7 protein-coding genes are annotated in these 12,535 nt (G+C 71.0%); 1 reads left to right on the forward strand and 6 read right to left on the reverse strand.

Annotated features, from left to right (window positions below):
• Positions 1–12: 12 nt before the first annotated feature.
• The 3 genes from CR162_RS19055 to CR162_RS19065 all read right to left on the reverse strand — a co-directional run bounded on the left by CR162_RS19055 (position 13) and on the right by CR162_RS19065 (position 5,541).
• Positions 13–1,137, reverse strand: a complete 1,125-nt coding sequence (locus CR162_RS19055; protein ID WP_099097105.1) for a ribonucleotide-diphosphate reductase subunit beta — start codon at positions 1,135–1,137, stop codon at positions 13–15.
• A gap of 52 nt (positions 1,138–1,189) precedes the next feature.
• Entirely contained in the window at positions 1,190–4,054 is a 2,865-nt protein-coding gene (locus tag CR162_RS19060; RefSeq protein WP_099097106.1) for a ribonucleoside-diphosphate reductase subunit alpha, read from the reverse strand.
• Between the two features lie 266 nt (positions 4,055–4,320).
• Positions 4,321–5,541, reverse strand: a complete 1,221-nt coding sequence (locus CR162_RS19065) for an MFS transporter (RefSeq protein WP_099097107.1) — start codon at positions 5,539–5,541, stop codon at positions 4,321–4,323.
• Positions 5,542–5,697: 156 nt separating this feature from the next.
• Here CR162_RS19065 and CR162_RS19070 point away from each other — a divergent pair, with 156 nt between their 5' ends.
• Positions 5,698–6,528 (forward strand): AraC family transcriptional regulator, encoded by an 831-nt coding sequence (locus CR162_RS19070; RefSeq protein ID WP_099097108.1) that lies wholly within the window; start codon positions 5,698–5,700, stop codon positions 6,526–6,528.
• Positions 6,529–6,562: 34 nt separating this feature from the next.
• Here the strand turns inward: CR162_RS19070 and CR162_RS19075 are convergent, their stop codons facing one another.
• The 3 genes from CR162_RS19075 to CR162_RS19085 form a co-directional block, all read right to left on the reverse strand.
• The gene (locus CR162_RS19075) at positions 6,563–7,624 is read right to left on the reverse strand and encodes a rhamnan synthesis F family protein (protein ID WP_176559930.1); all 1,062 of its coding nucleotides are present in this window, start codon (positions 7,622–7,624) and stop codon (positions 6,563–6,565) included.
• A gap of 121 nt (positions 7,625–7,745) precedes the next feature.
• Positions 7,746–11,030, reverse strand: a complete 3,285-nt coding sequence (locus CR162_RS19080; RefSeq protein WP_099097110.1) for a class I SAM-dependent methyltransferase — start codon at positions 11,028–11,030, stop codon at positions 7,746–7,748.
• A gap of 301 nt (positions 11,031–11,331) precedes the next feature.
• Positions 11,332–12,471: a glycoside hydrolase family 5 protein gene (locus CR162_RS19085; protein ID WP_099097111.1), complete on the reverse strand. Its 1,140-nt coding sequence runs from the start codon at positions 12,469–12,471 to the stop codon at positions 11,332–11,334.
• Between the last annotated feature and the right edge of the window lie 64 nt (positions 12,472–12,535).

The following is a 12,535-nucleotide window of genomic DNA, read 5'->3' on the forward strand; positions in this document are numbered from 1 at the left end:
CGGCGGCGGCTTTCAGTCCCAGCTCAGCGCGCCGCCGTTCTGGTACTCGATCACCCGGGTCTCGAAGAAGTTCTTCTCCTTCTTGAGGTCCATCACCTCGGACATCCAGGGGAAGGGGTTCTCCGTTTCCGGGAACAGCGGCGAAAGCCCGAGCTGGGCGCAGCGGCGGTTGGTGATGAAGTGCATGTACTGCTCGCACAGCGCGGCATTCAGGCCGAGGAAGCCGCGCGGCATGGTGTCGCGCCCATAGGCCACCTCCAGCGCGCAGGCCTCCCGCAGCATCTCGCGCACCTCCTCCGCGAAGGCCTTGGTCCAGAGATGCGGGTTCTCGGCGCGGATCTGGTTGATCACGTCGATCCCGAAGTTCAGGTGGATGCTCTCGTCGCGCAGGATGTACTGGTACTGCTCGGCGATGCCCACCATGCGCCCGCGCCGGCCGAGCGAGAGGATCTGCGCGAAGCCCGTGTAGAACCACATCCCCTCGAACACGACGTAGAAGGCGATCAGGTCGCGCAGGAAGCCGCGGTCCTTCTCCGGCGTGCCGGTGCCGAAGGAGGGGTCCGAGAGGTTCTGCGTGTATTTCAGCGCCCAGGCCGCCTTGGCGGTGATCGAGGGCACCTCGCGGTACATGTTGAACAGCTCGCCCTCCTCGAGGCCGAGGCTTTCCACGATGTACTGGAAGGTGTGGGTGTGCACCGCCTCCTCGAAGGCCTGGCGCAGCAGGTACTGCCGGCATTCGGGATTGGTCAGCTGCCGGTAGACGGCGAGGACGATGTTGTTGGCGACAAGGGATTCGCTGGTGGCGAAGAAGCCGAGGTTGCGCTTCACCACGCGCCGCTCCTCCTCGGTCAGCCCGTCGCGCGACTTCCACAGCGCGATGTCGGCCTGCATCGAGATCTCGGTCGGCATCCAGTGGTTGTTGCAGGCGGCGAGGTACTTCTCCCACGCCCAGTGATACTTCAGCGGCAGGAGCTGGTTCACGTCGGCGCGGCAGTTGATCATCGCCTTGTCGTCGACCGAGACGCGGCCCGCCCCCTCGGCGATGGCGCCGAGGCCGGTGGCATCGCCCTCCGCCGGGACGGCGGCGTGGCGCTGCCCGGCGGGGCCGGTGTCCCAATCGAGAGAAGTGTGGCTCATGACAGGGGCGTCCTTACTGGAGGGCTTCACGGGCGGGCTTCACTGGAGGGCTTCACTGGCAGGCTTCGCAGGTGGGGTCGTCGAGCAGGCAGACCTTGGGGGCGTCGAGCGGCGTCTCGTCCATCGGCGGCGCGGGCGGGCGAGGGGCGGGGGCTTCCGGCGCAGGGGCCAGCTTCACCGCGTTCAGCTTGCCGTCGCTCCGCTTCAGCGTGGCCTTCTCGACATGCGTGGCGGCCTGGGTGCGCAGGTAGTAGGTGGTCTTGAGCCCGCGCTTCCAGGCCAGGCGGTACAGCGCGTCCAGCTTCCGCCCGTTCGGGTTGGTCAGGTAGAGGTTCAGCGACTGCGCCTGGTCGATCCACTTCTGCCGGCGCGCCGCCGCCTCCACCAGCCAGGAGGGGTCGATCTCGAAGGCCGTGGCGTAGAGCGCCTTGAGGTCGTCGGGGATGCGCTCGATCGGGCCGAGGCTGCCGTCATAGTATTTCAGGTCGGAGACCATCACCTCGTCCCACAGCCCGCGCGCCTTCAGGTCGGCGACCATGAAGGGGTTCACCACCGTGAAGTCGCCGGACATGTTGGCCTTCACGAAGAGGTTGCGGAAGGTGGGCTCGATCGACTGGGTGGCGCCCACGATGTTGGAGATCGTCGCGGTGGGCGCGATGGCCATGGTGTTGGAGTTGCGCATGCCGGTGCTCATCACCCGCGCGCGCAGCCCCTCCCAGTCCAGCGTCGCGGACTGGTCCAGCGCCTCGCCGCGCGCCTCGGCCACATAGCGGATGCTGTCCACCGGCAGCACGCCCTGGCTCCACAGCGAGCCGGGGAAGGAGGCATAGGCGCCGCGCTCGGCCGCCAGCTCCACCGAGGCCTCGATGGCGTGGTAGCTGATCAGCTCCATGCTCTCATCGGCGAAGCGCACCGCCTCCTCCGAGGCGATGGGCAGGCGCAGCGCGTGCAGCGCGTCCTGGAAGCCCATCAGCCCGAGCCCGATCGGCCGGTGCCGCAGGTTGGAGCGGCGGGCCTGCGGGATGGTGTAGAAGTTCACGTCGATGACGTTGTCGAGCATCCGCATGGCGGTGCGGATGGTGCGCGCCAGCCGCGCCCGGTCGAGCCCGCCTGCCGTGACGTGGCGGCCGAGGTTGATCGAGCCGAGGTTGCAGACCGCGACCTCCGTGTCCGAGGTGTTCAGCGTGATCTCGGTGCAGAGGTTGGAGGAATGCACCACGCCCGCGTGCCGCTGCGGCGAGCGCAGGTTGCACGGGTCCTTGAAGGTCATCCAGGGATGGCCCGTCTCGAACAGCATGGTCAGCATGCGGCGCCACAGGTCCACGGCCCGCACCGTCTTGTGGACCTTGATCTCGCCGGCGCGCGCGCGCGCCTCGTAGCGCTCATAGGCTTCCCGGAAGGCGGTGCCGTAGAGGTCGTGCAGGTCGGGCACCTCGTCGGGCGAGAACAGCGTCCACTCGCCATCCGCCTCCACCCGCTGCATGAACAGGTCCGGCACCCAGTTGGCGGTGTTCATGTCATGGGTGCGGCGGCGGTCGTCGCCGGTGTTCTTGCGCAGGTCGAGGAACTCCTCGACATCGATGTGCCAGGTCTCCAGATAGGCGCAGACGGCGCCCTTGCGCTTGCCGCCCTGGTTCACCGCGATGGCGGTGTCGTTCGCCACCTTCAGGAAGGGCACGATGCCCTGGCTCTGCCCGTTGGTGCCGCGGATATGCGCGCCGAGGCCGCGCACCCGCGTCCAGCTGTTGCCGATGCCGCCCGAATACTTCGCCAGCAGCGCGTTGTCCCGGATGGCGCCGAAGATGCCGTCGAGGTCGTCGGGCACGCTGGTCAGGAAGCAGGAGGAGAGCTGCGAATGGCGCGTGCCGCTGTTGAACAGCGTGGGCGTCGAGCACATGAAGTCGAAGGAGGAGATCAGCTCGTAGAACTCGACCGCGCGCTCCTCGCGGTCGATCTCGTTCAGCGCCAGCCCCATGGCGACGCGCATGAAGAAGGCCTGCGGCATCTCGAAGCGCACGCCGCCCGTCTGCAGCAGGTAGCGGTCATACAGGGTCTGGAAGCCGAGATACTGGAACTGCAGGTCCCGCTCCGGCTTCAGGGCGGCGCCCAGGCGCTTCAGGTCGAAGCGCGCCAGCTCCGGGTTCAGCAGCCCGGCCTCGATGCCCTTGGCCACATAGCCGGCGAAGTATTCGGGATAGGCCCCGGCCATCTCGCCCTGCGTCTGCAGGCCGTTGCCCAGCACGAAGCCGGTGGCCTCCCGCCGCGCGACCGCCAGCAGCAGCCGGGCGGAAACCTGCGAGTAGTTCGGCTCCTGCTCGATCAGCGTGCGCGCGGCCAGGATCAGCGCCTGGGAAAGCTCGTCGCTGGAGATCCCGTCATAGAGGTTGCGGCGCGCCTCGGCCAGCACCGGCTCCGGCGAGACATCGGCCAGGCCCTCGCAGGCCTCCGCCACCAGCCGCTGCAGCAGCGACGCGTCCAGCGGGCGCAGCGCGCCGTCCTTGCCGCGCACCTGGATGCCCGGCACCGCCGACCCGGCCGCCGCGGCCGCGGCGGCGCGCTCGCGGGCCCGCTCCTCGCGGTACAGCACATAGGCGCGCGCCACCTTGTGGTGGCCGCCGCGCATCAGCGCCAGCTCCACCTGGTCCTGGATGTCCTCGATGTGCAGGGCGCGCACGGCGTGGAAGCGGCGGAGGAGCACGTCCGCGACCTGTTCCGTCAGCTCCGCCACGATCTCGTGGATGCGCTGGGACGCGGCGGCGGAATGGCCTTCCACCGCCAGGAAGGCCTTGGTCATGGCCACGCTGATCTTGCCGGCCTGGAAGGGCGCGACCGCGCCGTCCCTGCGGATGACCCGCAGGCTGGTGGCCAGGCCATCCTGCTCGTCGCGGGTCTTCAGGTCGTCATGGGAGGTGGACATCGATGGCGTCCTCTCGAGGCTTTCCACACGCAGCGTGGCCGCCCAATGGGCCCGGCTGGATCGGCATGAACAATGGCGCGGCTGGCCCGCGGCTGTGCTGGCCCGCGGCGCTAGATGATGCAGCCCGGCCATCCCCGTCAATATGGAGTGCCGATAAAGGTTGTGGATACTATATCTAGTCGGCGGCTGTGGTGCCAATGCCGCGAGCCCCTCCGCCGCCGGGGCCAGCGCCCGGGCGGCGGGAGCCGAATCGGGCGCGCCCGGCCCTAGGGCGCGGCCGCGCGGCGCGGGGCGGCGGCCAGGGCGGCCACCGCCAGCAGCAGCGGCAGGAAGGACAGCCAGAGCACCATGTCCCACCCATAGGAGGTGAGCAGGCTGCCCGACAGGAAGGAGCCGAACACCATGGTGCCGAAGACGATGAAGTCGTTGAAGGACTGCACGCGCGCCCGCTCCTCGGGGCGGTGGCATTCCAGCACCATGGCCGAGGCGCCGACGAAGCCGAAGTTCCAGCCGAGGCCGAGCAGGATCAGGGTCAGCCAGAAATGGCCCACCTCGACGCCCGTCAGCCCGACCGCGGCGGAGGCGGCGGTCAGGGCGAGCCCCGCCATCACCACCCGCGGCGCGCCGAAGCGCGTGATCAGCCGGCCGGTGAAGAAGCTCGGCCCATACATCGCGATGACGTGCCATTGCAGCCCGAGATTGGAGGCCTCCTGCGGCAGGCCGCACATCTGCATGGCGAGCGGCGCCGCCGTCATGAGGAAGTTCATCAGCAGGTAGGAGACCACGCCGCAAATCACGGCGGTGACGAAGCGCGGCTGGCGCGCGATGACGCCGAGCGGCCGGCCACGGGACGCCTCCGCCGCCGTCGGCCTCGGCAGCCGCACGCCCAGCAGGATGAAGGCCGACAGGGCGGCGACCGCGGCCTGCGCCACGAAGGTGGCCGCGAACACGTGCGGCAGCCAGAGGTCCATGGTGTGGGTGACGAGCTGCGGCCCGATGACGCCCGCGAACACCCCGCCCGCCATCACCGCAGAGAGGGCGCGCGGCCGCCGCTCGGGCGGCGCGCAATCGGCCGCCGCGAAGCGGAAGGACAGCACCACGGCGGCATAGGCGCCGCCCAGGAAGGTCGCCAGGCAGAACAGCCAGAAGGAGCCGAGCACCACCGCCAGCGAGGCGAGCAGCCCGGCCAGCACCCCGCCGCCCGTGCCCGCGAGAAAGGCCGCGCGGCGGCCATGGCGCTGCGCGACCATGCCGGCGGGCAGGGTGCAGGCGGCCATGCCCACCACGAAGATGGAGATGGGCAGGGTGGCCAGCGCCTTGTCGGGGGCCAGCATGTTTCCGGTGATGGCGCCCGTCGCGTAGATGACGGTGGTGTTCGCCCCGGCCAGCGCCTGCGCGACGGCGAGCCGCAGGACGTTGCCGCGCTCATGGCGGTAGATCTCGGCGGCCGGCAGGTCCCGGGCCGTACCGGCGGTGGCTTCTGACATGGAGTTCCTCAGGCGGGTGGCATCGGGGAGCCGGCGCGTGTCGCGCGGAGAGGGGCGCCGGCGCGGGCGCGGGCGCAGCTTAGCGCGCCCGGCGCTGGCGATCTTTCGATGGAGCGCCAATTCATATAAAATAACGGACAGAATGAGCGCCGCCGCATGAGCTGGGAGACGATCACCGCGCCAGCCGGCCTGGCCCCGCCCCGGCCGATGACGGTGCGCGTCCAGTCCATCCCGCCCCGCCACCACTTCGCCGAGCACGTCCATCCCTGGCACCAGCTGGCCTATGCCATCTCCGGCGTGCTGACCGTGGCCGTGGAGGGCCGCTCCTTCGTCATCTCGCCCGAGCAGGCGGTGTGGCTGCCCACCGGCCTCGCGCACCGCGTGGGCTCGCTGCTCGGCGCCGAGTTCCGCAGCCTGTGGATCGCCGAGGAGGCGGGGGCCGGCCTGCCGGGCAGCCCCACCGTCTTCACCGTCCCGCCCCTGCTGCGGGCCCTGATCGTCGAGGCGGCGGCGATCGAGGGGGAGGCGGGCGCGGAGGACTATGCGGGGCGCGTGACCGCGCTGATCCTGGACCAGCTGCGGCGCGCGAGGCCGCTCCGGGCGGCGCTGCCCTGGCCCCGCGGCGGGCCGCTGGCCCGGCTGTGCGAGGCCCTCCACGCCGATCCCGCCGATCCGCGCGGCTCGGAGGCGTGGGGCCGGGAGCTCGGCATGTCCGGCCGGACCCTGGCGCGGCGCTTCGAGGCGGAGCTGGGCATGAGCCTGCGCTCCTGGCGGCGGCGCCTGCGGATGTTCAAGGCCGTGGAGCTGCTGGGCGGCGGCCGGGGCGTCACGCAAACGGCGCTGGAGCTCGGCTACGGCTCGGCCTCGGCCTTCATCTATGCCTTCCGCGCCGACATGGGCTGCGGCCCGCAGACCTACATGCGCGGCGGCGGCGCCGGGCCGGCCGGGGATGCCCGCAGGACCAGAAGCCCGGAGCACCCGGAGTGAGCCAGGACGAAGGGGAAATGCCCGGGACCGCCGCTCAGGACAGCGGATAGCGCGGCAGGATGGGGCTCTTGATCCACGCGCTGAACGCGTCCGCGCATTCCAGGCGCTTGCGGTTGTTCTCCAGGATCCGCAGCAGCGCGGGCGACGGCTCCACCTCGGTGCTGTGGAAATCGTCGATGCGGCCGAGCGGGCCGCCCGCGGTGAGGCGGACGACGCTTTCCCGGACATGGGACGCCATCTCCTGCCGCGTCCGCGCCTGGCGGACCTCCCCGGGGCGGGCCAGCAGCTCGGGGCGGGCCACCTTCATCCAGTCATGGCCCGACAGCTCGCAGACGATGGCGTAGAGCCGCTCGACCGCGTGCGCGAGCGTCGCGTCCTCCTGCCCGGTCTCGGCGGGGAAGTCGTCGAACCGGAGGTCCAGGTCCAGCAGCGGCCGGAGCGCCGCGCTCCGGGCCCAGAACATGGAGCCGGAGGGGAAGTCGAGGGGATGGTCCGGAGACAGCGCGTAGCCCAGCCGCCGGGCCAGCGCCTGGGCCCCGGGGAGGTTGTTGTCCCAGGTGAGCCACCGCCGGATGTACTCGTAGTGCTGCGGGAAGATCATGCCGATGCCGGGGAAGTCCTGGAAGATCCCCAGCATGTCCTGGACCTGCTCGCGCGACCCGCTCAGCGTCTCGTACAGGTAGGTCCGCCAGCTCTCCAGCCGCCGGTTGTGCGTGGACTTCTTGGAGTGCAGGTGCAGGACGAACTCGTACCGCTCATGGACGTCGCGGAAGCCCACGATCTTCGGCGCGATGTCGCGGCCGCGATTGGGCATGAGGCGGATCTCGGCGCGCCCGGGCCGGTAATGGGCGAAGATCTGGCCGATCCGCTCCTGCTTCAGCGGCGTGTCCGTCGAGATGAAGGCGTCCGTGCCGGGGGGGAGGTTGTTGACGTAGGAGAGGACCTCGTAGGCCAGCTCGTCATGGAAGAGATGGATGACGGCGCAGGCGGAGAACCGCCTTCCATAGGAGGAGGGCAGGAAGGGAAGGGGCAGGGCCAGGGACGGGTCGGGGCGGCGCTCCGGGGCCGCTGCCTGTGGCTGATGGGTACCGCTCACGCTCTCCGCTCCTGCCGCCGCGCCATTGTCGTTCACCTGCAAGGGCGAGGCCGTCCTCCCCGCCCGGATGTCGCCGTCCCGGGCATGCCGGCCCGGTGCTCCCGCCTGACCGGGAGCCGCCCTAGGGCTTGCGCGCCTCGCCGATGAGATGCGTGATCTCGAGGAGCGTCGCCGCGAAGGAGGCGGCGGAGCAGTCCTTCGCCACCCGGATGAGGGCCTTGTCGCGCAGCCCGGACCAGAGTTCCGCGCTGGTATAGGCGGCGTGGCAGTGGCGGGCGAAGGCGCCGGCCTCGGAGCTCGCCAGCAGCTCCTCCCCCGAGGTCCAGCCGAGCTGCGAGGCGATCAGCTCCGTGGTCACCATCGGCACGCCGAAGGCGGCCGCCTGATGCGCCTTGTGGGGGATGCCCGCCGCGAAGCGGGTGGGGGCCACGACCAGCCTCGCCTTCTCGAAGACCGGCTTCAGCGCGCCCACGGGGCCGATGAGCTGCAGGCTGTCGCCATCCATGGCCTGGATGGAGGGGGCGCGCACCAGCCCCGCCACCTTCAGCCGGACATCCTCGTCGCCGAGCAGGGCGCGAAGCTCGGGCAGCACCTCCCGCGCGAACCAGCGGACGGAATCCGCGTTGGGCGAATCGTCGGCGTGGATGGCGCCGAGGAAGAGGATGTCCGTCCGCGTGTCGAAGGGCGAGGAGGTCGGGTCGGTCTCGACCATGTGGCCGAGCACCCTGACGTTCCGGATGCCGTTCTCCGTCATGACGCCGCGCTCGGCCTCGGACACGGAAAGCACGAGGTCGCAGTCCCGGGCGAGGGCCAGCTCCTCCTGCACCAGCTTGCGCTGCGCGGCCGGCGAGAGGGGCGCGCCCTCCAGCGCCTTCTTCAGGATCTCGCGCTTGGCGAACAGCGCCTCCGCGTCGTAGATCAGCTTCGCGGCGCCGAGCAGGCCGGGCTCCCGGTCGAGCAGCTTGCGCAGCCGCTCCATGTTGTGCGGCCGGGTGACGAAGACGCCGTCGAAGGAATCGCGGCGCCGCGCCAGGAAGTCGCGCAGCTCCACGCCCTCCGCATGCGGCAGCACGATCTCGATCTCGAGCGGCAGCGCCTTCCACACCTCCGGCCAGGATTCCGGCTGGCCCGCGGTCGGGTAGAGGGTGACCTGCACGCCCTGCGCGTGCAGCTCCCGCAGGATCTCGGCGGCGCGGGGAAAGCCCGAGCCGAGCCAGGACTTCGGGACCTGGTCCTCGATGAAGAGCAGGCGCGGCCGGGCCGAGCGGTGCTGGCGCGCGCGCAGGATGTTGTCCGTGTGCGGCGGCTGCTGCCGCGCCAGCCACTCCGCGTGGCGGTCGCGGAAGGTCTGCAGGTTGCGCTCCTGCAATTGCAGCGCGTCGCCTACCTTTCCGGAGCTCGCGAACTCGAAATGGTGGATGACGACCTTCGGGTTGTAGACGACCCGGAGGTTCTCCTTCCACACCCGGACGCAGTAGTCCGTCTCCTCGTAATAGGCGGGCACATAGGCCTCGTCGAGGCGCCCCATGCGCTCGAACAGGGCGCGGGGCGTCAGCAGGAAGGCGCCGGAGCAGTAGTCCACGTCGCGCTGGAACATGAACTCCGCATCGTCGGGCCTGCGGCCGCGCCCATAGCCGAGGCAGCTGCCATCCGCCCAGATGATCGAGCCCGCTTCCTGCAGCAGCCCGTCCGGCAGGATGATGCGGCCGCCGACCGCGCCCACCGTGCTGTCCTCGTCCAGCGTGCGGACGGCGGCCTCGAGGGCGCCGGGGGTCAGCTGCGCGTCGTTGTTGAGCAGCAGGATGTGCCGCCCGGTGGCGCGCGCGGCGGCCGCGTTCACCCCGCGCAGGAAGTGCAGGTTGCTGTCGTTCTTGATGATCTCGGCGCCCTCGATCCGGTCGAGCAGCGCGTGCGTCTTGTCGCGGGAATCGTTGTCGAGGATGATCGTCTCGATCGAGACCGGGCTGTGCTCCAGGCATTCCCGGATCGAGGCCAGGCAGGAATAGGTCATCTCCGCCTGGTTGTAGAGCACCAGGATGATCGAGACGTCCGGCTCCCGGGCGCGCGGCAGCCTCAGTGTGGTGCCGGAGTTCAGGAAGGCGTCCAGCCGGCTCATCATCATGCTGCGCGTGGCGTCGCGCAGGGCGGCGTTGTGGAGCGGCGGCGCCTCCGCCGGGGCTGGCTGCGCGATGGCGGGATGCGCGATCTCGGCCGGCGCCGCCGCGAGGCGCGGCCTCCTGTCGGCGAGGTAGCGCTTCACCAGCCGCCCCGTGACGCGCAACGGGCGGGTCACGCGCCAGGAGGTGGAGCGGTGCAGGTCCTCCACCATGCGCGTCAGCTCGGCGCGCTGGCGCCGCGTCTCGGCCAGGATCGCATCGCGCTCGGCGATGGCCTGCGTCAGCCGCTCCGCTTCCGCCTTGCCCTCGGCGACCGCCCGCTCGAGCGCGCCCTGCTGGCGGCGCTCCTCCTCGATGCGGCCGCGGGCTTCCGCCGCCTGCCGCTGCTGCTCCTCCTGCGCGCTGGCGAGCTGCTCCTGCGCGCTGGCGAGCTGCTCCTGCGCGCCGGCGAGCAGCGCCTGGGTGCCTTCCAGATGGCCCTTTACCGCGGCGAGCTCGGCCTCGAGGTGGTGGTGGTAGCCTTCGAGCCGCGCATTCTCCTGGCGCAGCGCCATGATCTGCGTGGCGAGCTCGAAGGGCCGGCCCCGCGCGGCGAACAGGGCGCGCGTGTTCCAGGCGGCCTTCTCGTCCTTGGCGCTCTCGAAGAAGGCCATGACCTCGGGCGGCAGGTTCTTGCCGACGCCGAGCACGCCGAGCCCGTTGCTGTGCGTGAACTCGAAGGACGGATGCTCGGCGGACAGCTCCTGCCAGAGCTTCCAGACGCCGAAGCCCCGCTCGCGCACCTGCGTGTCGTGGAACAGCACCACCGCCCGGTCCGACAGCATGTCGAGCCATGTCAGGTAGTCGTGCTTGACGGCCTCGTAGCTGTGCATGCCGTCGATGTGCAGCACATCGACCGATTGCGGCATGAAGTGCGAGACCGCTTCATCGAAGGTGAGGCGGAGCAGGGTGGCGAAGCCGCCGTAATGGCCTTCGATGAACGCCTTCAGGTCGGTGAAGATCTCCTCGCCGTAATGGCCGGCATGCTCGTCGCCCTGCCAGGTGTCGACGGCGAAGGCGCGCGTCGGCGCGCGCGTGGCCTCGATGGACTGGCAGAAGGCGGAGAAGGAGTTGCCGCTATGCGTGCCGAGTTCCACCAGCAGGCGCGGCCGCGCGGCCTTGACCAGCCAGAAGGCGAAGGGGAGATGGCCGGCCCACGGCCCCGGCATCACCAGCCGGCGGGGCTCCCAGTCGATCTCCTCGCCAAAGGGCGCCTCGCCGAGCTGCAACGAGTGTTTCGGGGGCGCCATCCAATACACTCCTTGCTTCCCTGTCCGGTCCCTGTGCGGGGTGCCGGGCGGGGCGGGCACAGCCAGCCTTGCGTCGCGGGCACGCGCGACGGCGAGGATCTCTCCCCTCCATCCCGCAGCGTCCCTCGGGTAGAGGGGAATAGCCAAGAGCGGCCGGAAAGGCAATTCCCCCAGCCCCTTGCCGCCCGCTCGCGCGCGGCCGCGGCGCGGATGATCACGCGCGATCCCCGGGGATCACGCGCGCGGGAACCACGCATGAGGGAGGCCGGGCGCGGATGGGTGCGCCTTTCGGCGCCTGGCCTCAGCCGAGGCCGAGCGCCCGCAGCATGGGGCGGTCGATCTGCCGGCTGCCGCGCTCCTCGCGCACCACGCCGAACCCGCCGCTGTAGTCCCACAGCGTCCAGGCCTGTGCGTGGCGCGCGAGCGCGGATCGCATGTCCGCCAGGTAGCGCCGCCGGTCCGCAGGATCGGCGCCGCCATCGCGAAAGGCGCCGAACTCGGTGCAGATCACCGGCAGGCCGCGCTGGCGCGACCAGGCGCCCGCCTGCGCCAGCAGGGCCTCCAGCCGCGCCGCGTCCCAGCCATGGCCGCCGCGCCCCTCCTCGGCGATGACCGGCCGCTCCTCCGGCGGCATGGCGGCCTCGACCGCGCGGATGTGCCGCAGGCTCAGCGGATAGGGCACGCCCGAGACGCGCGCGAAGGGTGGCGCCCAGTCCGCGCCCTGGTGGGTGAACAGCATCGGCGCGTAGCAGTGGAAGCTGTAGATGAGGTTGGCGTCGGGCAGGGGCGCGAGGCGGCGCAGATCGGCCACCGTCGAGAAGTTCGCGCCGGCGGCGAGGATCGTGTGTTCCGGCGCCTCGCCGCGGACCGCGCGCGCCAGCTCCGCCTGCAGCCCGTGCCAGGAAGGGCCGAGCGCCTCGCCGGGCTCGTTGAGAAGTTCAAAGACCAGGCCTTCAGGATCAAGGCCGGACAGCGCACGCGCGATGACCGCCCAGGTGCCGGCGAATCTGCGCCGCTCGCCCGGATCGCTCGCGAGGCGCTGCCGGAACGCGTCCGATGGGTGCATGTCGAGGATCGCCGCGAGGCCGTGCCTCCGGGCGGCGGCGATGTCGTCCGCGAGGCGCTCCGCCATGCGCCGCGCGACATCCGGCCCCTGCCGCATCCCCGCCACGGCGGCAGCCGGATCGACCGGCAGCCGGACGTGGCGGAAGCCGAGCGCCGCGACCTCGGCCAGCGTCCCGTGCCCTTCCCCCGCAGCCGGGGCGCCGAGCGGATCCTGCCACAGGCTGAGGTTCACCCCGGGCCCGAGCTGCCGTGCCCGGCGCCAGGCGGTGCCGCCCGGCGGCTCCGCGGCATGGGCGGAGCGGGGCGGCGGCGTTGCGCCGCCGGCCGCGCAGACAACCGTGCCGAGCATGCCGCGGCGCCGGACAAGGCGTGCCATCGCCGATCCTCTCAACCCCAGGGAGTGCGTTACTGCGCAGAAACAGCTGAGTCCAAACCGTTAC

It is taken from the genome of Teichococcus rhizosphaerae, from assembly GCF_002631185.1.
Lineage (GTDB): Bacteria > Pseudomonadota > Alphaproteobacteria > Acetobacterales > Acetobacteraceae > Pseudoroseomonas > Pseudoroseomonas rhizosphaerae.

Bases quoted from the DNA above. Each gene is read 5' to 3' on its own strand.
- CR162_RS19055 (WP_099097105.1), bottom strand. From the start codon at position 1,137: ATGAGCCACACTTCTCTCGATTGGGACACCGGCCCCGCCGGGCAGCGC.
- CR162_RS19060 (WP_099097106.1), bottom strand. From the start codon at position 4,054: ATGTCCACCTCCCATGACGACCTGAAGACCCGCGACGAGCAGGATGGC.
- CR162_RS19065 (WP_099097107.1), bottom strand. From the start codon at position 5,541: ATGTCAGAAGCCACCGCCGGTACGGCCCGGGACCTGCCGGCCGCCGAG.
- CR162_RS19070 (WP_099097108.1), top strand. From the start codon at position 5,698: ATGAGCTGGGAGACGATCACCGCGCCAGCCGGCCTGGCCCCGCCCCGG.
- CR162_RS19080 (WP_099097110.1), bottom strand. From the start codon at position 11,030: ATGGCGCCCCCGAAACACTCGTTGCAGCTCGGCGAGGCGCCCTTTGGC.
- CR162_RS19085 (WP_099097111.1), bottom strand. From the start codon at position 12,471: ATGGCACGCCTTGTCCGGCGCCGCGGCATGCTCGGCACGGTTGTCTGC.